The organism is Flavobacterium sp. YJ01 (assembly GCF_029320955.1).
In the GTDB taxonomy this organism is placed as follows: Bacteria; Bacteroidota; Bacteroidia; order Flavobacteriales; family Flavobacteriaceae; genus Flavobacterium.
The window spans coordinates 726,572-744,742 of record NZ_CP119757.1 but is presented as its reverse complement, the minus strand read 5'-3'; the positions used below and the strand labels follow the sequence as shown (position 1 = coordinate 744,742).

Genomic DNA, 18,171 nt, shown 5'->3' with positions numbered 1-18,171 from the left:
CAGCCTGTATTTAGAAGCACATTAAAATTATTCCCAGTTAAAGAGAACAAAACCAGTCACAACCGCTCCTATAGAGAGCAGAAGGAAATAAGTTAATAGGCCGTAATTTCTAAAAAAGGCATCCATCATCCAATTGGTTTATATCAAATTTCGGCATATCATTAATTTTTCTTCTTACATAATTTGTACTAGTTCTTACAAGATTTTCCAAAGATGAGAATTGGTCATAGTAATTGATTACTCTCCTGAAATGGCTTTGGACCAAAGCTGGTCTCCAGAAAAAGAACGGAGACAGTAAAATAAAAAGCTTGTAGAAAGAAAATTGGAAGCATACTATGCCTATTGGGCTTTCTTGCGCGTGCCAATGACGAACCCTCTAGGCTCATTCACTAACATAAAATTGTCTGCAGGTTATTGCCAATATGTGATGCGGAGCGGAGATCATACCTGAACAACAGTGTTTTATCTGTAAGAATTTAAGATGATCCTGTAAAATTAATGCCTTAAATTATAGTTACTTAGCTATCACTTAATTTTAAAAAGGACATCATGAAAGCAGCAGTTATTCACGGACCTGGTTCGATTAAATATGATACGGTAGAAGATCCAAAAATCATAGCACAGGATGATATTATTCTAAAAGTTACTTCCACGGCAATATGCGGATCGGATCTGCATATTTATTCTGGTGCCATGCCAACAACTCCCATGGTGCTTGGCCATGAATTTATGGGTATTGTGGAGGAAACGGGCTCGGCTGTCACCCACCTGAAAAGAGGGGACCGAGTTGTGGTTCCTTTCCCGATTGCCTGCGGGAATTGTTTTTTCTGCAATCACGATGTTCCGGGCAACTGTGAGCACAGCAACCCCGAACATTACGGTCCTGAGGGTGGAATTCTCACAGAGAAAGGCGGGGCACTTTTCGGTTATACAGACCTCTATGGCGGGTATGACGGAGGTCAAGCACAGTATGTGCGCGTACCATATGCCAATTACGGACCCAGAGTTGTTCCTGAAGATCTAAGTGATGAGCAGCTTCTTTTTCTAACCGACATATTCCCGACAGGCTATACCGGGGTGGACTGGGGGGAAGTCAAGGGCGGGGAAACCGTAGCGATATTTGGTTCGGGACCTGTTGGTATCATGGCGGCCAAAAGCGCCTGGCTTAGAGGCGCGGCGCAGGTCATTGTAGTTGACACACTTCAGTTTAGACTCGATAAAGCTAAAGCTACAGCGGGCTGTACCACAATTCTATGGCAGAATGGGCCTAAAGATGTTGTTGAACAGATCCGTTCTCTTACAAATGGCCGCGGCGCAGATGTCTGCATTGACGCGGTTGGATTTGAACCGGACCGTAATTTAGCTGACCGTATTAAGGCAACCATCAATTTCGAAAAAGGATCAACAAAAGTTTTAGAAGCCTGCATGAGCGCCGTAAGAAGAAGCGGAATTGTTTCTGTTTTGGGTGTTTATCCTGTCAACTATGATAATTTTCCGATAGGACAGTTTTTTGATAAAGGGATAATCCTAAAAGGAGGGCAGGCTCCGGCTCACAAACACATTGATAAACTTTTAGAATATGTGGTTCAGGGAAAGGTGAAGCTAGAAGACATTATAACGCACAGACTGCCGTTGAGTGAGATTTCACATGCTTACGATATTTTCAAAAAACGTGAAGACGGATGTGTAAAAGTAGTACTTGATCCGTGGAAATAGAAATAATTCTTCAACGCGTCATGCTTATTATATCTAAAAACCGATTGCGTTAAATATAATTATCGCTCTGGTTATTAATTGTTTAAAGTACTAAATCTGTAAATACTTCATTTAATGATATAACGATCTCAACTTTTAAGATATTAACTTTGAGGTTATTGAAACTAAAATAGGACATTATGAAAACAATATTAAAAACTTCATTCCTTACACTGATCTTTACCCTGGTGCTATCTTGTAAAAACAATCAGAATTCCAGCACAGATCCATACGCAGATGAAACAGATTCAACGCAGGCAGCTGTTGACAGCATTGGAGCTGACTCGGATACGACCCGTACAAGTACAAATGGAACAACTGGTGCTACCGGCGAGGGTTCGACTGGTTCTGGTTCGGATGGAACTACGCAAAAAGGGACTACAACCATAAACAAAGATTCAACATCTAACAGTAAAGGCAGTAAATAGCTGCCAAGGTTGATTATTTATATTTCTATTTAAACCTGCATCCTGTTTGGATGCAGGTTTTTTTGTGTGCACAATCCTTCTATCTTTTGGAATTTAAACGTTTAAAAAAATCGTGCATCCATGGTGCTTGCTGCCACATTTTATGCTTCTTATAGTTTTTCTCACACATAGTAAGCGCGACGGCGGTTTCAAGTAAACTGGTTCTTCAAAATACTAGCAGCCTTTAGTGTTTTTTAAGTGTAATAGGTTCGAATAATTATTGGCAGCTTTTGTTTCCGATGTATTAGTTCGCGTCTGTAACCTGCTGATCTATATTGCTATGAGGTTTGAATACTGTAAGATATAACGGATCATTATGTAAGGCTCTCTGTTGATGGCTTTGTACATTTGGATATAATATTAAATTAAAAAATTATGGCAACTACAGCAAAAAAAACTACGGCGGATAAAGCAAAAAGTACGGCATCCAAAAGTACTGCATCAAGAAATACTGCATCAAGAAATACTGCAAAAACTGCATCTAAGAGCACAGACGGAAAAGTAAAAGCAAAATCGACTGCTGCCGATGGACTAAGAGAACTATTTGTAGATTCATTGAAAGATATTTACTGGGCAGAAAAAGCCCTGACTAAGGCTTTGCCAAAGATGGCTAAGAATGCGACTTCCGAGAACCTGATAACTGCTATCAACGATCATCTTAGCGTTACAGAAGAACAGGTTAAAAGACTGGAGCAGGTTTTTTCTTTAATTGGCGAGAAGGCTGCGGCCAAGAAATGCGACGCAATGGAAGGACTTATCAAGGAAGGAGAAAGCATTATGGAAGAAACCGAAGCAGGACCTGTTCGTGACGCAGGAATCATAGCAGCATCTCAGAAAATTGAGCATTACGAGATTGCAACATACGGTACATTGGCAGCTTTTGCTACTACACTTGGCGAAGATGATGCGGTACTGCTGCTGGAGAAAACATTGGCGGAGGAAAAAGAAGCAGATACACTGCTTACCGAGGCAGCCTATAATACCATTAATTTTGATGCAAACGAGGAAGATTAGGCCTAGGAATAATATAAAAGTTGGCCTGTACTGTGAGTACGGGCCTTTTTTATAAGCGTTACTAGTATGCAGATTACCTAAAGTTCAGATCAGGTATTGTAATCCGGTTAATAAATACAAATACAGTACCTCGCAGGTTATATAATCTACAGCTCATCGAAAGGAAGGTGAAATTTACAGGTCAGGCCTGCAGTCAGCTTATATTATTTGTATTAAGAACTTATAAGAGATGTCCAGCTGATGCAAGTTTTGGAGTACTGTTTTTTTTCATATATGATATTATATTTATTTTTATTATGCAACATTTAAAAATTACAAGAATAAATGAAAGATTTATTAGAGAAATTTGAAAACGATTTGAAAATACATCTCGAAAGTACTTTTGCTTCGTCCAATCAGGAAGATCCGATCAGAAAGTTGGACGAAACAGAAAAGACTGTCTTTGATTACGTCGACAATTACCTTTTGGAATCTTCCCTTATCGCAAAAGATGTAGAAAGATCTGTACAGCTGATTTTGGACGAATTTGCTAAATCAAAGATTAAATACATCCAATAACCGACGAGGAAATTTAGTTTATAAAAATTTTCGTCCTGTCTCACTATCTAGTACTGCCGCTGAGAACTCAATTCTGCCTGCCAGACCCATTTTACCCATTCCAATCCTACTTGAATTTTCCCATCTGCTGTAAATCCTATAAGTATTAGAGCATATCTTGTAATTGATTACTATTTATTGGTAATACTTTTGGATATGCAAATCAAGACTAATATTCTCATTTTAAAGTATTTGAGCAGCTATTGATAACTAATTAATTTACGCTATATGAAAACGAAATACCAGTTTACTGCATTTCTATGTGTGATGGGGCTGCTTTCCTACGGCCAGAAAGGCATACCTCCTAAAGAAGATACCAAGAAAGTGACCATTACCAATTTCCCTACCCATCTTGAGTACAGTTCCTCACTCGCATCGGGCCTTAAAACGGCAAATGGCTGGCAGGCGACCCCTGCCGCGATGGGACTTGGAAAACCAAGGATGCTGTATATCGGCAAAAAAGGCCAGCTCTATGTTACAAGACGCGATGCGGGAGATGTGCTGATGCTGACCGATACCAACAACGACGGCAGGTTTGACGATATGACACGTGTAGCTGATTTTCCAGGAGTACACGGCATTACGGCCAAAGATGATTTTATGTACCTGTGCAATAACAACAAAGTACTTAGATATGCATTAAATGCTGATGGAACTTTGGGCAAGGCCGCCGATACGCTGATTAAAGATCTGCCGAGCGGCGGGCAGCATGCGAACCGCACGATGGATTTCGGGCCTGACGGCAAATTGTATATCTCAGTGGGAAGCGTCTGCAACGACTGTAAGGAAAGCGATAAGGAAACTGCCGCCATGCTGCAGGTGGACCCGCAGACTTGGAAAAGAACGCTTTATGCGTCAGGGCTTCGAAATACCATCGGTTTTGACTGGCAGCCTCAGACCAAAGAAATGTGGGGTGTGGACAATGGCGGAGACACTAAAGGAGACGACTGGCCTCCCGAAGAATTAAATAAGATTATTATGGGAGGCAATTACGGATTTCCTTTCGCCTACGGCAAGAAGGAAGTGGATCAGAGCAGGGAAGACCCTGTGGGCAATACCAAGGAGGGCTGGGTCAAACCTACTCAGGCATCTATACTGGATTTCCCGGCGCACAGCGCCCCTATTGCTTTTGCATTTTTCGACAGCGGTAAAAATAAAGGAGATGCACTGGTGTGCTGGCACGGCTCATGGAACAGACAAAATCCGAGCGGTTACAAAGTGGAACGCATCAAATTTGACAGCAAGGGCAATCCCACAGGGTCTGAAGATTTCTTAACGGGATTTTTAATCGGCAGCGAACGGTTCGGCAGACCCGCAGGACTGGCGATCGGTTCTGATGTGGTTTATATATCAGATGATGCAAATGGTATTATTTATGCACTCAAACAAAAATAAAGATGAAAAAATATATTATACTACTGTTAGCAGCCCAGTTAACGTGGGCTCAGCAGCCAACAAAACGCATTGAATTTGAAGCGCCTGAAAGTTATCCCGAGGGAGTGGCTTTCGATAAGGCTGCCAATGTGTTTTATGTATCCTCGGCAAGATTGGGTACCGTTGGAAAAGTTACCAAAGAGGGCAGGTATTCGGAATTTTATGCCGATAAAACCCTTAAATCAACCTACGGGCTGAAGGTGCATCCCGACGGAAAAAGGCTTTTTGTCTGTGCAGGCGATGCCAACTATAGCAAATTCAGCACGCCTGATACCAAAAAGAAAATGGCAAGGCTTCTTATCCTTGACCTTAAAACAGGTAAGAAATTAAATGATATTGATCTGGGCGGGTTTATTGCTGGAGAACATTTTCCTAATGACCTGGCTTTTGACAAAGAAGGGAATGCTTATATCACGGATAGTTATGCATACGCTGTGTATAAAGTGGATGCAAAAGGAACAGCGTCAGTATTCAGCACAAACGAACTGCTTAAAACAGCAGGAGTCGGACCCAATGGAATTGTTTATCATCCGGAAGGTTTTCTGCTGGTAGCAAACAATGGGAAAGGAGCACTTATAAAATTGCCGATTTCAAATCCCAATAGCGGGACAAAGGTAAAAATAGAGCAGTTCTTTCCAAGCGCAGACGGTATGCTTTTAAATGACAATTCCACTTTGACACTAGTGCAGAATGGAGGAGTAAACAAAATATTCAAGATTAAAAGCATCGATAATTGGACTACGGCAGAGGTTTCGGAATCCACTTCTGTAGAAGACCGTTTTGCCTTTCCTTCTACTGCGGCTGTTTCGGGCAGTGAAACCTGGATCATGAATGCGAATTTCAGCGAACTTACTGAAGGTAATAACGTACCATCAAAAAAGTTTTCCCTGCAGCAGGCCGTGTTTGCTCCTGTAAAAAAATAAAAGATTAAAAAAACAATAACATACCATACATGATAGAGTATATTCCTTACAGTGATTCGATCGAAGTTATACAGCCCGACGAACAGGAGATCAGCCAGAAAATTATAGATTCGATGGCAAGGGTTAACCGCCTGATGTACGAGAAATACCGACATGCCATACGCGATGCGCATGCCAAAAGCCATGCTGTATTGAAAGGCGAGCTTAAGGTATATGATAACCTGCCCGAACATCTGGCACAGGGGTTGTTTGCCAAGGCCAGAACCTATCCAGTAATTGTGCGCTTATCAACGGCGCAGGGCTCCATCGTACCCGATAAAATGTCAGCATTCAGGGGTATGGCCATAAAAGTAATCGGAGTGGAAGGAGAAAAGCTGCTGCCAGAACTCTCAGACGCCGTGACCCAGGACTTCCTTATGGTAAATTATCCTGTCATTCCAACCGGAACGATAAAGGAATACCTCAAGATGCAGGAGGGGCTGGAAAAGCAGGCCGACAGCGGGGAGCTCTTTCAGGAAATCGCGCAGAAGGCCGCTGTCGGGGTGCAGAATGTACTTGCCGCAGTAGGTCTTGCTGATGATACCAATCAATTGAGCGCACCGGGACCGCATATCCTTGGGGATACTTATTTCAGTATGGCAGCACTGCGTTTTGGGGATTATGTGGCCAAAATAAATGTTAAGCCGCTTTCGGATAATGTAAAGGAATTAGCGGGGAAGAAAATTGATAAGGATATTATCGACGCAGATGAGCACGCTTTTTTAACAAAAATTGTTGCTGATTTTTTCCAGTCTGCTACAGCGGAATATGAAATCGGCGCACAGCTCTGCACCGATTTGGAAATCATGCCCGTGGAAGACGGATCCGTGCAGTGGCCCGAGGACCAGAGTCCTTATCAGCCTGTTGGTAAAATTACTTTTCATCCGCAGCAAACTTTCAGTCCCGAGCGCCGTGTGTATGCAGACGACACGTTGAGTTTTAATCCGTTTCACAGTCTGGCTGATCACCGTCCGCTGGGCAATATTATGCGAGTGAGACAACTGGCCTATGAAACTTCAAGCCGCTACAGGCACCATATGAATGCTAAGGCAAGGATAGAACCAGTCAGCATTGACCAGCTGCCAGATTAATTGCCGCCCTGTAAAATAATAGATTAAAAAAGCCTGCGAGATGATTACATTACGCAGGCTTATATACTTTGGTCATCCTCGGAAAAAGTAATATCTTTAATCCTCATCATCTTCATCTGCCTCAGATTCATCTAAAGTTCTTCTGTCGGCATCGTCATGATCCAGTTCGGTAGGCTGGTGGTCGGCAGACCTTTCGTCTTTATAATGCTGGTTCACGCCAGGATCGGTATGTTCCATGGTTTCGGACTGGATGGATTCTTCCCCCATATGATACAGACTGTCGTCCTGACGGTAAGTATCGTAGTTTTCTTGTGGTATCATAATGTTAAAATTAGATAGTTAATAAATGCTGCTTTATCTGCAGTCTTTTCTTTTCTTGTAATTTAAAGAGCAGTAAAGTTACGGTAGAAAGAGCCGGACTATATTACAGTCTGTATCTGTTTAATTACATTATTTTCAGATTATTATTGTTTTTACTGTCAGCCAATTAAATGCAAAGGTCATTCCTGTGCGCACTGTAGCACGCATCCTGATGGGGAAAGGACGTATTAAAAGGATGCAATACAAGAATGCAGACTCAGAAACTGTTATAAGGCGACTGAGAGCTGCCAAGCTTTCCTGCATTCATTAATTTTTTGAAACAGCAAGTGAGTCGTTTTTGATTATATAATTTTCTTTGCGGTTCGAGGCATCATTTTCATCTTCGCATAGTGCTTCACAGCTGATGTGCAGCGCCGCCATTAAAACCGATAGTATCACAACTTTGGAAAATAGTGCTTTCATAAACATTTGTTTTTTGGTTAGCTTAAAATGTACTTGACTCAATAAAAATAAAGTACGCTCAAAATCCTGTTCTTACATTTTTTTTGCCCTTTGTTATATAATTTTAAGCAGCTAGGATGTATGTGATAATTCAGCATTATAGGCTGATTGGCAATAGGCAGATTATTAAATGGATGGAGTACCCGGCTGTCTGATGCGGTTATAAAAGGAAATCACATAAAAAAAACCGTTATTGGTAACGGTTTTATATGGAAAAAAATAAGAGTATTAAAATTTTCGCTGGGATGGTCTGTAATTGTGGACTGCACCATTATCTGTTTCATCTCGGACGCGTTCATCTTCTTTAAGCTCCTCGTTGCCAAGTTCCCCAATTTCAAATTCCTTGTTTACGGGATTATCGTGATCGGGTTCAATGGTTTCAAAGCCGCCGTTTTGAGTTTCATCACTCTGGGGCGCATCAATGTCAGTTTCAAAACCTTCAGAAGGATCATTATTTATAAGATCCTCTTCAATGTCCTTCTCGGTTATATCTTTGGATCCGCTGTCGGATTCATTATCAAGATTTTCTGAATCGTATGGATTACTGTCTTTATCACTGTCCTGCACGTCTGAATTGCGGACTTTTAATTTCTGCTGCTCCGCGTCTGAAGGTTTTTGTTGATCGGAACTGCTGCCGATCTCTTCCGTGCTCAGATCATCTGCATAATCGGGTTCGGCATTCTCTGTAAACGGGTGGGCGTCAGGGGAGGCAGTTTTCTGCTGTCCCTGCTTGCCTAATGCTGTATTTTGGAAATTTTTGTCATCCTGACGCTCATTTTCCTTTGTATCTGTTTTCATAACATTATATTTTTAAATTAATTTTTTGCTGTCGTCTGTCGCTAAGAGATTGTCCCGCAGGGAGGATCGTTGCGGCCGTGTAATTCTTTCTTACCAAAATTATAGCGGAGAGGTACAATTTTCTTTACAGAATAATGAATTCCAGTTATAAAATAGCTATCAGACAAGCAGGCAGATCCAATATCATACGGGTAAATGCTTCAAATACTGATATGCAGCATAGCTGCTGCATCAAGCTGCTTTGCTGCAAACAATAATTCTCTCGAAAAGAACATTTGTGACAGGGAAAATCATCCAGCCGAATGTTGCCGCAGCACAGGGAATGATAGGCGTGGCAGTTGAGAAACATGATTTATTTTTTGCGTTTTAAAATTTCGTCTTTATTGTTAGGTTTGAAAGAGACGCATGCGCATCTCCTCACGGCGTCAAATCCGTAGTGGGTTTTCATCCTGTCCATTGCCTGATAGAGCGACAGCATTTCTTCAGTATCTTTGAACAGGACAATCTGATAGGTTTCCCTGACCAGTCCGCTGAGTACAACTGTGTAATTGATGTGGGTATACAGTTTCGAACCTAAAGCTGTCAAGCCTTGATTTTGCTGGTTTTTCATTTTTTGAAATGGCGATGTGCCACGATTCTGCCACAAAACTTGATTCAGTAGCTTTTGCAATTTTAGGACTCTGTTTAATAAGCACAAACCTTACTTTGCAGGTGCAAGCTTTCTTAAATTTTATCTGTCTTTAAATTTAACTTTCCACGATTCTGCAACAAAAGCTAAAAGCTGTAACATTAAAAAATTAAAAATAATTCTCCTTAGGTTTTTGTGACAGAAATAGTATAAATTGTATAATGAAAGCTGGTATTTTAACTTTTTTCACCTCAGCAATGTTTCTCTGAAAATAAAGAAACTGGATTGGTCAGGTTTGTGCCTAATTTTTATGAAAGTTCTACTGTTCTTAATTTTTAAAACCACCACTAAAAATAACTTACGGTTTTCCGTAATTATATTTAGATATTTTTTATGTTATTTGTTATTACCGAATTGTTTACAGATGTCTAATATTGCACTAAAGTACAATGGATAATTTTTTAAAATTGATTAAAGATCTGGCATGGCCGGAGTTAATAATTGAAGATGAAATTTCAATTAAGGATACAGATAAGGTAATTTTTAGAAAAAATAGCGGGAAAGGTGAATTGCTCCTGGTGCAGCGGTATCTTGAAACTGTGCCGGCAGTGAATGAAGGTGATGAGGAACTAGAAAGAGTGGCCTTCAGGTACATTTATTCTAATCTAGAAATGATAAAATTCCCTCTTAGTTTCCCTATAGAAGAAGTTCTCACAAAAGATCTGAAACTGAGGCATTATGCTTCCATTGACGATGTGTTTCATTTTAACTCCAGACAAATCAAGATTTTGGAAATCACAGCTGAGACAGACAGATTTGAACTGCAGGAGAACAAACGTACCCTTCTTTTTAACCCTACAGAATTCTTGAGAATATTAAGCACATATAACGGCTTTTATACCGAAGGAAAGAGCTATTCTAAAAAGCTGATAAATTATAAGTCAAATGAATTTCAAAAGAGTTATTTCGGCATTGAAAAGGAGAAGAAAACGCTGTCAAGCAAGGGTGAATTCAGTTTTCTCATAGACCGCTTTAATATCCCGACCAAAAAAAACAAAACGGATTTTGAACGCTATTTAAACGATAATGATCTACTGGCACTCCAGGAACTAAATCTTAAACTAATTCAGAAAGAAGTATTTGGAGCGGATTACCTTACAAAATTAAATGATTATTTTATAAAAGTAAGATTAGAGGAGATAATATCCCTGGGACGCGAAATACTGAATCTGAAAAGTTCCAGTCTGGTGAGTGCTGCGGCCAAAAAAACGATTGCTAAGGTTGAAAGCGATGGCAGGAAAATAAAGCAGATGGAATCTGTATGGCAGAAATATTTCGAAAACTATCTTTCCTTTCTGATTTTTTCATATCAAAAGCTCTATCCTAAAATTGAGTTAAATGTCGATCTAAGTAAAAAGTATCCTGATTTTATAGGTATAAACCATTTTGGAGGAGTGGATATCCTGGAAATTAAGACGCACTTAAAACATGTGGTTACCAAAGATCCAAGCCATGATAACTATGCTTTTTCTTCAGAATTGAGCAAGGCCGTCATCCAGACTATAAATTATATGGATGCCTTGATACAGGAAAAGATAAAGAGTAAAACTATTAAGGAGGATCTCAAAGGAGAGATACTTGAAGGAAACATTTACCGCCCACGTGGAATCATTATTATTTCTTCGTACGAATATCTTGCTAAGGGAATAAAAGTTACGGATCCTGAATTTAAAAAGGTGCAGAGGGATTTTACAAAACTCAGAAATGGGCTTCATAACATTCAGATTCTGACTTTTGACGAACTTTTAAATATGGCGGAAAACTATAAGGACAATATTGTGAAATAAAAACAGATTTTGTATTGGCTCAAATGAGTTCTGAGTCCTTTTGAAGGTTGCTGTTATTTTCCTTCCGTGAAACTGATCATATATAGCAGGGCTGCGTAGCAGCAGTTCTGTAAAAGTTCCAGCTTCAGATTTTATAATTATAGATTAAGTCAAAAAGTATTTTTTAATGCATTTTTTTAACTCATTAAAGCTAATCTGTTCCACCAGTTTTTTCAATCGTTTATGTTTGGTCTTTGCCTAAAGTTTTTTTTAGGTATTTTTATTTAAACAAACAATAAAATACTGACATGAAGAAGGATATCTATTATGTTTTTGTAAATTAGCGTTAAGTAGAGATTGATTTAACAATTATGAGGGAGTTGTTTCAGGTGCAAAACTATTAAGTTTATAAATTCGAGACTACTGTTTCCTTAAATCTTTCGAGAAGTGAAATCGTGATATTTTTTAATGTATAACAATTCGGTTTTAATTACAGTAAACAGAATTTTTTCATTAATTACTGCATAAGCTATGGATGGAACAAATACTTTAGATTGGAAGACTTACGAATCCATTACAAAATATATTTATGAAACCCTTGGGAAAGAAACTGGGGTCAAGGTTAAGGGATATGGCAGCAGTTGCAAGGTTACTGGCAAATCGGGGATAAACCATCAAATAGACGTGCTGACTTCTCATTCTGACGGTGTACATACCTATGATACCGCTATAGAATGCAAGTACTGGAAAGAAAAGGTAAACAAGGATATCGTTATGAAGGTGTCTGAGATTATTGATGATGCCAGTATCAATAAGGGGGTCATTGTTTCGAAAGGCGGTTTTACACCAGACGGCATTACTTTCGCAAAGTACCGAAACATTGGTTTGGTAGAATTAAGGGAAATCAATGACAACGACTTGGAAAAGCATCGCAGAGAAATAGATACGGGGGAATTCAGAATCAACCTGAATATATTGATTACAAGTCCAGTGATACTAAATTTAGATATCGGCAATAATCGAATGCTTGAGTTTGAGCATGAGCTGGATTTTTATAATTATGCAATTATTCTTAGTAATGGAAAGCAGGTTTTACTATCATCATACGCTGAAGATTTCAGGCGTGAGGTGGGTAAAGGTCACAAAGAGAAACTGCAAACAAAACGCCATAAGATTCCAGGAAGTATTCTAGTTCACAGGATAACCAATGCATCTATAAGTCTGGATGAGATAACATTTACAGGCAAGCTTACCGAAATTGACGCGAGCAAAAAAATAGAAGTCAAGCTTGTAGATAAGGTCTGGCTGATTATGAAATCAATTTTTGACGAAAGGATATTTACCTTTTCCCAAACCGGAATTATTTCAGAACATAAAAAATAGGATATTAATAATATGCATATTTCTGGGGAAAAGTACTCATAAATAAATGTGGAATATTATTGATTATATTTCCCAGCGTTTGTCCAGATTTTTTCGCTTAACTTTAAAACCGCTTACAGCGTATTTAACTCCTCTAACAATTGAATATCCGGCAATACCCGCTAAAACGGCACCTGATCCTACAACTATTATACCCGCTGCAGCACCCCCTCCAACTATTGCGCCAGCTGTCGCTAAGCCTGACATTATTCCGGCTCCAGATAATCCCGCCGTTCCAAGTCCTCCGACTATTGTAGGTATACTTGCAAGTCCTAATCCTGCACCTACTAGAGGACCTATTTTTTCAGAGTATTTTTCTTTTTCTGCTTCACTTAATTTTGCATATTTTTCAAAACCAATTACAATTAGAATAGCAGTCTGCTTTAGCATTTCCTCAGATGGTTTACTCTGATTTTGTAACAAGCGGTTCAGAGTAGAAACAGAACAATTAAGTGCTAATGCTATTTTAGGGACATTTAGTTTGTTCTCTATTATATAAGTGGAGAAGACCACATGGTAATTTTCCGAGTTAATATTTGACATATTGAAGATTTGATTGGAATTATTTTGTATTATTTAAAGAAAGGTGATTAGAGATCCTGCTTTTTGATCTGCGAACACATTTGATAAAAAAAAATTTTAAAATCATCTACAAAATTTGGATAAGAAAAACCAAGTTGAAATTGATTATCCCAAAGTTTTATCGCTAAGGTTGCTACTCCCCAGATAGGTTCCTCAGGAGGTGCATCTAAGATTGAGAGATAAGTTTTTATTCTTTCATCGGTATCAGGATGAGTTTCTTGTCCATAAACATTATCCTTTAAAAATAGCATACTAACAAAACCCATGAGAAGGCCGTATTCAACAGTTTTTTTATTTTCATCATCCCGACAATTCAAAAGTAACTCGATTGCTCGATTATCCGCTTCAATCTCCTTTTCAATACTAGTTTGATTCTTTTTATTGAAGTGATCTAATTCTAGATGCGCGTACTCATGTGCCAATATAAAAGTCATAGCATACATATATAAACTATTAGTTCTAAGAACATGAAATTCCTCTTCCTCTGAAAATTCTTCAGGATTTGGAAGATATTTTTTGTCCCAAGGAGAATAAGCTACTACTAAAGATTTGCCATATTGAAAAAGTTCTTCAGTTATATTTAATAAAGCTACGTTCACTTCCTCTATATTTGCTTGCCCTTGCTTTTTTTGCATTGGTTTAGCAACCCCTTCCTCATACATAACAAATAAACTAAAGCAATTTATCCAGACAAATGACATAAAAGTTTCATGAATATTAACTTTACCTGTTTCATCAACGTAAGGCTTCTGTTTCTGTGTTATTGCTCTAGGCGAAACGTGATAATAAATACCAGGAAAAAGTTTGCCAGAATTTATCATTTCTTGAATTTCCTTTGCAAAATCACCATGCAAATTTTCAAACCGATTACTTAAATTGTGCTTTAAGACGCGAATAGGCTGTTCTCCAGTATGACTGGGAAGTTTTATACTTTTTTTCATTAAAAACGCCAAATATTAATATTGCATAGGTTGAATGCATTTGTCTTTTCGATCATGCGAATCGATAATATTAATTGTATAGTCTTGATCTTTAATTAATTTAGTTTCTTCAAGAATATTTAAAAGATCCACCTCTACCTTGTTAATTTGACCATTTTCAGAAATTGTTACTTTATCTTCTTTCGAAATTGCAACCAATATTTGTCGATCCTTATTCTTGCTGGTTTCCTTTAGCAATTCTTTTAAATCCGCAGATGCTATCGCGTGCTGTCCTGGTTCGTCAAGAATTAAGATTCCAAGATGTAGTTCAGCTTTTACTAATAAAGTCATATAGAATGCCCATTGTGCGCGAATGAAATCACTAGCTGACGATAGTAATCTAATAGGTTGCGGTGTAATGGTGCCGACACTTACAACTGGGAATAGTTTATTTGATTCCTCTTGAGAAATGTAAATACGTGAAAGTATTTCTTTGGAATAGCCAAATTTTTCCAAATAGTGAATAAACTGATTTTTGAAATCATAAATCTTTTTCTGATCAAGTTCAAAATGGCGTTTAAGCACTTCTTTTCGAGCTCGTATCTGTGCAAGTTTTTCCGAGATTTCCATTAAGTCTGTCTTAAATCTCTTAAATTGATGCCTAATCTTAGTCATTTTTTCAAGTTCAAACTTTATACGGATTTCTTCGTCAATGCTTATACGTGAGGGAATTCGTGAATCGTCCAATAGCTCTTTATCTAGAATAGACAGAGTGTTTTTTAATTCACTAATTTTCTCTTGGTAATAATTGACAATTTTGTCAAAACGTTCACTAAGATTTTGTGAACTTTTAAGGTAGGATTCGTACAAGCTTCGTTCGGACTTATAAAATGATATCGATTTTGAACCGTCAACTCGGTCTATATTTTTAAGTTCGATGTTGGGATTAGTTAATAAAGATGAGTTGCAGACAGGACAATTTTCCACAGCTCCAATATGAAAAGATTGCAGCTTGTTAAGTTTATTTATCCCTTCAAGAGCTTCGATCTCCCTGCTTAAATGGTCAACTGTAAATAAATAATTTTTTATTTTGATTTCTTCATTTACTTGCTGTTCATTAACTTTCTGTAGTTCCTTATTTAAAAAGGCTAATTTTTTGCTTACTTCTTCTTGCTTTGATAAAATTTCGGTACTGGTTACCTTGGAAAGATCCAAGGTATTGTTTATAGTTAAAATCCGATTTTTTTCGGTAAGATCTGATATTATTTGCTCCAAGGTACTATAATTGCCTTTGGTATCTCTAGTCTGTAAATCAAGTTTTGAGATTTTTGCCGGTGAAAGTTCAGCTGTAAATGTTTCTGTAAGGTTCGCGGTTAACAGATTGTAATATGACGTAATAGTTTGAAAAGTTTCGACAGTATTTGTCCAAACATTTTTATATTCCTTTTCGCGCTGCTTTAGTTTATCGAGTTCAAACTCTTCTATTAATCCGCTAAGACCTAATGTATATTCTACAATTTTTTGTTTGGCTTTTTTTGTGTTAAAAACAGGAATCTGTGCAAAGAAATCTGACCAGCCTTTTGTCTGCTCCACGAATGAGCTCGCAAATATCTGCTGCAGGTACAGTATTTTTTGTGTAGTTCCGTCATCATCGACAAAAAGCGGTATTGGTATTTTTGAAAAATCAGAAAGCCATTTATAAAAGCCGTCAGAATGGTCAGTATCACCTGCAGCGTGTATAAACTTTTCCTGAGGTGATTCATCATTGATCTGGACGCTAATCAAATTAGGGTCTTCCTCATAATGAGATTTTATAACCCTTGTAATTATAGCCTTTTCGCCATCTTGGTTGCTGATTTCTAGTTGTGCGGACGATTCAAAAACATTAAAGTTCTGGTTATTGTACTTGAAACTAGTTTTTAAACATTCTTTCAGGCCGTCAGAATTACCATAACTGGCCAATTGTTCCATACCTAGGCAATAATAGATGCAGGACAATACTGTAGATTTACCGCTAGAATTGTCGCCAGAAAGAATATTTAGTCCAGAACTAAAGCCATATTCGAAACCAAATTTTCCACCTTCAGTTTCTGTGACCAATGCCTTAATTGAGTGAATCTTGATCATTTTTCTACCAGATTAATTGTTGTTTTTTTAGTTCGTTCATACTAACAGCTTTGCACCATTTCGTAATTTCTTTACGAATTTCTGGCATTATATTGTTTTCTTCTATTTCTGTAACTATGGATAGTCCTGTAACACTTAAGCCAAAACTAATAACTCCATTACTGTCTTTTATTACCAAGTACTTTTTCTCATGCGATAAAATTATGTTTTTGCGCAATGAACCGGAGATTTCCCAAGGGGAAGAAAGCAAAGTTGATAGCTTTTTTACGGAAACATTTTTCTTTACGGCATCCAAAATAAATGCGATCTTCTTTAAAGGTACTGAAAGCGTTTTTCCATTAACCGAATATTTTATAATCAGCAAGATCATCAATATGTTAATCTGATCGTTGTCTTGATATCCTTCAAGAATCTTGATCCTATTTCCTTTTATTGTTATTTTTTCATTCATTCCCTAATATACTTAAACTGCAATCTGCTATCCATTCACTAATTCCATAAAATGCCAAAAGCTTTACATCCGAAGCGGAAAATACAGAACCTAAACAATTTTGCAAATAACTTTCATATTCATTTTTGATGTTTGAAACGCCAAGACGAGCCTCCATTTTATTATTTGCATATATATTTTTATCTTCTAGGTCATAAACTCTGTAGGCCTTTTTATATAGAGTAAACAATTGTTCATTATTACGTAATTCGACTGTAATGTATGCTTTGCCAAGAAGCAATTTTTTTATGATATGCCTTTTGTTTTTTTCTAATTGATCTTCAGGATATATGTTAGGAAGTTTGTCGTTAATATATTTAAGTTGCGGTTTATTAAGATCATTATTCTCCCATTCAGTAATAGCATCCTCATCAATGGCATCAAAAATAGCTTCTAAGGAACTTGCGTTCAGAGTTGGATCAAAATTTAGTTCCTCAGAATCCATTATTGGAAGTTCTATGCCTAAAATATTAAGAGCAGATAAAGCATTTACACTTACAAATTGAATTTGCCCGTCATCTCCTTTATTTGGAATTTCGGTCATGACTCCTGCGCATACCAGCTCCGTATGATTTTCAATAAACAGCCCGGAACCTGACCATCCGCCTAACCAGTCACTACCAGAGCTATAAGTGTTGTTAGTTAAAAGAACTTTATCGACATCGCATAGGAAATGATAGGTAATTTTATCGCAATCTGTATTGAAAGTTAATTTTTTGTGAGTCACCGAAGTTTTAGAGCTTTCATACTTTCCGCGAAACATCAGCGAGTGTGCTGGGTTTTTTGGAATTGAGCAGAATTTTGGACATGTGAAATTTGCTAGAGCTGATTTGCAATCTAATTTAAGAATTATAATATCATGCTCTTTTGCCAAATCGTGATTTCCCACCAACTCTAAAATCGGATGTGCAAGACCAGTATGGTCTACGACATTCCATTTTTGGAGGTCAGGTGATTGGTCAAATTTTTTTCCAAATAAATTATGACTTGCTGTTAAACATAGCAGATCTCCATTCCATGGGAAAATTACTGAACTTCCAATAAATTTTCCATCTTTATGAATTAGCCCCGTAGTGGTATTTATATTAGGAGTATTCATTCTTCAGGAAATTTTAAAAATTGAATTACTTGAAAATCCAAATTAAGTGTTTCTTGTTCTTCAAGCGTTAAAAGTTTGTCCAAAGGCAGAGGGTAATTCGAATAAATTGTAATTGGGTGGTCATTTGAAATAGGGGC

Annotated in this window: 17 protein-coding genes and 1 pseudogene; 9 read left to right on the top strand and 9 right to left on the bottom strand. The window is 37.9% G+C overall.

The genetic code is table 11. The features are described 5' to 3' along the window. Positions 1–549: 549 nt before the first annotated feature. The 7 genes from P0R33_RS03350 (at position 550) to P0R33_RS03320 (ending at position 7,320) form a co-directional block, all read left to right on the top strand. Positions 550–1,716, top strand: coding sequence for a zinc-dependent alcohol dehydrogenase (locus P0R33_RS03350; protein ID WP_219071279.1), 1,167 nt, complete (start codon positions 550–552; stop codon positions 1,714–1,716). A gap of 179 nt (positions 1,717–1,895) precedes the next feature. Beyond that, entirely contained in the window at positions 1,896–2,183 is a 288-nt protein-coding gene (locus P0R33_RS03345; protein WP_219071278.1) for a hypothetical protein, read from the top strand. A gap of 414 nt (positions 2,184–2,597) precedes the next feature. Then, the gene (locus tag P0R33_RS03340; protein ID WP_149207791.1) at positions 2,598–3,236 is read left to right on the top strand and encodes a ferritin-like domain-containing protein; all 639 of its coding nucleotides are present in this window, start codon (positions 2,598–2,600) and stop codon (positions 3,234–3,236) included. Between the two features lie 324 nt (positions 3,237–3,560). After that, positions 3,561–3,794 carry a hypothetical protein gene (locus tag P0R33_RS03335; RefSeq protein ID WP_149207790.1) on the top strand — a complete coding sequence of 78 codons (234 nt, stop codon included), beginning with the start codon at positions 3,561–3,563 and terminating at the stop codon, positions 3,792–3,794. A 267-nt stretch (positions 3,795–4,061) separates the two neighbouring features. Continuing rightward, a complete protein-coding gene (locus tag P0R33_RS03330; RefSeq protein ID WP_219071277.1) occupies positions 4,062–5,228 on the top strand; it encodes a PQQ-dependent sugar dehydrogenase in 1,167 nt (388 codons plus the stop codon). A gap of 2 nt (positions 5,229–5,230) precedes the next feature. Beyond that, positions 5,231–6,190 carry a gluconolaconase gene (locus P0R33_RS03325; protein WP_219071276.1) on the top strand — a complete coding sequence of 320 codons (960 nt, stop codon included), beginning with the start codon at positions 5,231–5,233 and terminating at the stop codon, positions 6,188–6,190. A 29-nt stretch (positions 6,191–6,219) separates the two neighbouring features. Next, positions 6,220–7,320 carry a catalase family protein gene (locus P0R33_RS03320; protein WP_219071275.1) on the top strand — a complete coding sequence of 367 codons (1,101 nt, stop codon included), beginning with the start codon at positions 6,220–6,222 and terminating at the stop codon, positions 7,318–7,320. Between the two features lie 96 nt (positions 7,321–7,416). Here the strand turns inward: P0R33_RS03320 and P0R33_RS03315 are convergent, their stop codons facing one another. The 4 genes and pseudogenes from P0R33_RS03315 to P0R33_RS03300 form a co-directional block, all read right to left on the bottom strand. Then, a complete protein-coding gene (locus P0R33_RS03315) occupies positions 7,417–7,641 on the bottom strand; it encodes a hypothetical protein (RefSeq protein ID WP_012024726.1) in 225 nt (74 codons plus the stop codon). 306 nt (positions 7,642–7,947) lie between these two features. After that, positions 7,948–8,103 (bottom strand): hypothetical protein, encoded by a 156-nt coding sequence (locus tag P0R33_RS03310; RefSeq protein WP_219071274.1) that lies wholly within the window; start codon positions 8,101–8,103, stop codon positions 7,948–7,950. A gap of 267 nt (positions 8,104–8,370) precedes the next feature. Next, the gene (locus P0R33_RS03305) at positions 8,371–8,940 is read right to left on the bottom strand and encodes a hypothetical protein (RefSeq protein ID WP_219071273.1); all 570 of its coding nucleotides are present in this window, start codon (positions 8,938–8,940) and stop codon (positions 8,371–8,373) included. A gap of 352 nt (positions 8,941–9,292) precedes the next feature. Further along, a pseudogene (locus P0R33_RS03300) lies at positions 9,293–9,472 on the bottom strand (DNA polymerase IV); the annotation flags it as partial. Positions 9,473–10,017: 545 nt separating this feature from the next. Between P0R33_RS03300 and P0R33_RS03295 the strand changes: the two are divergent. Both P0R33_RS03295 and P0R33_RS03290 read left to right on the top strand, forming a co-directional pair. Then, the gene (locus P0R33_RS03295) at positions 10,018–11,415 is read left to right on the top strand and encodes a Shedu immune nuclease family protein (RefSeq protein WP_276174212.1); all 1,398 of its coding nucleotides are present in this window, start codon (positions 10,018–10,020) and stop codon (positions 11,413–11,415) included. Between the two features lie 510 nt (positions 11,416–11,925). Further along, the gene (locus P0R33_RS03290) at positions 11,926–12,777 is read left to right on the top strand and encodes a restriction endonuclease (protein WP_276174211.1); all 852 of its coding nucleotides are present in this window, start codon (positions 11,926–11,928) and stop codon (positions 12,775–12,777) included. Positions 12,778–12,840: 63 nt separating this feature from the next. On the opposite strand, the gene P0R33_RS03285 is transcribed toward P0R33_RS03290, so the two are convergent. The 5 genes from P0R33_RS03285 to P0R33_RS03265 are packed head-to-tail and all read right to left on the bottom strand — an operon-like array spanning position 12,841 to position 18,034. Continuing rightward, on the bottom strand, positions 12,841–13,359 hold the full coding sequence (locus P0R33_RS03285; RefSeq protein ID WP_276174210.1) for a hypothetical protein: 519 nt from the start codon (positions 13,357–13,359) through the stop codon (positions 12,841–12,843). Positions 13,360–13,406: 47 nt separating this feature from the next. Continuing rightward, positions 13,407–14,339, bottom strand: coding sequence for a phage exclusion protein Lit family protein (locus P0R33_RS03280; RefSeq protein WP_276174209.1), 933 nt, complete (start codon positions 14,337–14,339; stop codon positions 13,407–13,409). Positions 14,340–14,354: 15 nt separating this feature from the next. Then, on the bottom strand, positions 14,355–16,445 hold the full coding sequence (locus P0R33_RS03275; protein WP_276174208.1) for an AAA family ATPase: 2,091 nt from the start codon (positions 16,443–16,445) through the stop codon (positions 14,355–14,357). A gap of 4 nt (positions 16,446–16,449) precedes the next feature. Next, positions 16,450–16,896 (bottom strand): hypothetical protein, encoded by a 447-nt coding sequence (locus P0R33_RS03270; protein ID WP_276174207.1) that lies wholly within the window; start codon positions 16,894–16,896, stop codon positions 16,450–16,452. Beyond that, the gene (locus tag P0R33_RS03265; RefSeq protein ID WP_276174206.1) at positions 16,889–18,034 is read right to left on the bottom strand and encodes a hypothetical protein; all 1,146 of its coding nucleotides are present in this window, start codon (positions 18,032–18,034) and stop codon (positions 16,889–16,891) included. The genes P0R33_RS03270 and P0R33_RS03265 overlap by 8 nt, the downstream gene beginning before the upstream one ends. Positions 18,035–18,171: the final 137 nt, after the last annotated feature.

Bases quoted from the DNA above. Each gene is read 5' to 3' on its own strand.
- P0R33_RS03275 (WP_276174208.1), bottom strand. From the start codon at position 16,445: ATGATCAAGATTCACTCAATTAAGGCATTGGTCACAGAAACTGAAGGT.
- P0R33_RS03325 (WP_219071276.1), top strand. From the start codon at position 5,231: ATGAAAAAATATATTATACTACTGTTAGCAGCCCAGTTAACGTGGGCT.
- P0R33_RS03315 (WP_012024726.1), bottom strand. From the start codon at position 7,641: ATGATACCACAAGAAAACTACGATACTTACCGTCAGGACGACAGTCTG.
- P0R33_RS03295 (WP_276174212.1), top strand. From the start codon at position 10,018: ATGGATAATTTTTTAAAATTGATTAAAGATCTGGCATGGCCGGAGTTA.
- P0R33_RS03285 (WP_276174210.1), bottom strand. From the start codon at position 13,359: ATGTCAAATATTAACTCGGAAAATTACCATGTGGTCTTCTCCACTTAT.
- P0R33_RS03290 (WP_276174211.1), top strand. From the start codon at position 11,926: ATGGATGGAACAAATACTTTAGATTGGAAGACTTACGAATCCATTACA.
- P0R33_RS03350 (WP_219071279.1), top strand. From the start codon at position 550: ATGAAAGCAGCAGTTATTCACGGACCTGGTTCGATTAAATATGATACG.
- P0R33_RS03265 (WP_276174206.1), bottom strand. From the start codon at position 18,034: ATGAATACTCCTAATATAAATACCACTACGGGGCTAATTCATAAAGAT.
- P0R33_RS03305 (WP_219071273.1), bottom strand. From the start codon at position 8,940: ATGAAAACAGATACAAAGGAAAATGAGCGTCAGGATGACAAAAATTTC.
- P0R33_RS03345 (WP_219071278.1), top strand. From the start codon at position 1,896: ATGAAAACAATATTAAAAACTTCATTCCTTACACTGATCTTTACCCTG.
- P0R33_RS03340 (WP_149207791.1), top strand. From the start codon at position 2,598: ATGGCAACTACAGCAAAAAAAACTACGGCGGATAAAGCAAAAAGTACG.
- P0R33_RS03335 (WP_149207790.1), top strand. From the start codon at position 3,561: ATGAAAGATTTATTAGAGAAATTTGAAAACGATTTGAAAATACATCTC.
- P0R33_RS03330 (WP_219071277.1), top strand. From the start codon at position 4,062: ATGAAAACGAAATACCAGTTTACTGCATTTCTATGTGTGATGGGGCTG.
- P0R33_RS03270 (WP_276174207.1), bottom strand. From the start codon at position 16,896: ATGAATGAAAAAATAACAATAAAAGGAAATAGGATCAAGATTCTTGAA.
- P0R33_RS03320 (WP_219071275.1), top strand. From the start codon at position 6,220: ATGATAGAGTATATTCCTTACAGTGATTCGATCGAAGTTATACAGCCC.
- P0R33_RS03280 (WP_276174209.1), bottom strand. From the start codon at position 14,339: ATGAAAAAAAGTATAAAACTTCCCAGTCATACTGGAGAACAGCCTATT.
- P0R33_RS03310 (WP_219071274.1), bottom strand. From the start codon at position 8,103: ATGAAAGCACTATTTTCCAAAGTTGTGATACTATCGGTTTTAATGGCG.